The organism is Citrobacter sp. Igbk 17 (genome assembly GCF_028069775.1).
In the GTDB taxonomy this organism is placed as follows: Bacteria; Pseudomonadota; Gammaproteobacteria; order Enterobacterales; family Enterobacteriaceae; genus Citrobacter.
Genome location: NZ_JANEWI010000120.1, coordinates 1 through 242, shown reverse-complemented (window position 1 = coordinate 242; position 242 = coordinate 1). Strand labels below are relative to the sequence as shown.

The 242-nt window shown below is 44.2% G+C and carries 1 rRNA gene; it reads left to right on the top strand.

From position 1 onward, the window contains the following. Nucleotides 1-146: 146 nt before the first annotated feature. Nucleotides 147-242 (top strand): 23S ribosomal RNA (locus NNO08_RS23080); the annotation flags it as partial.

Here is a 242-nt window from a genome sequence, read left to right as displayed (position 1 = left end):
TTTGCTCTTTAAAAATCTGGATCAAGCTGAAAATTGAAACGACACACTGTTTCATTTCTCCGTAATAAGAAATGAAAAGCGGTGTGTTCGAGTCTCTCAAATTTTCGCAACACGGTGGTGTTTTACGAAACATCTTCGGGTTGTGAGGTTAAGCGACTAAGCGTACACGGTGGATGCCCTGGCAGTCAGAGGCGATGAAGGACGTGCTAATCTGCGATAAGCGTCGGTAAGGTGATATGAAC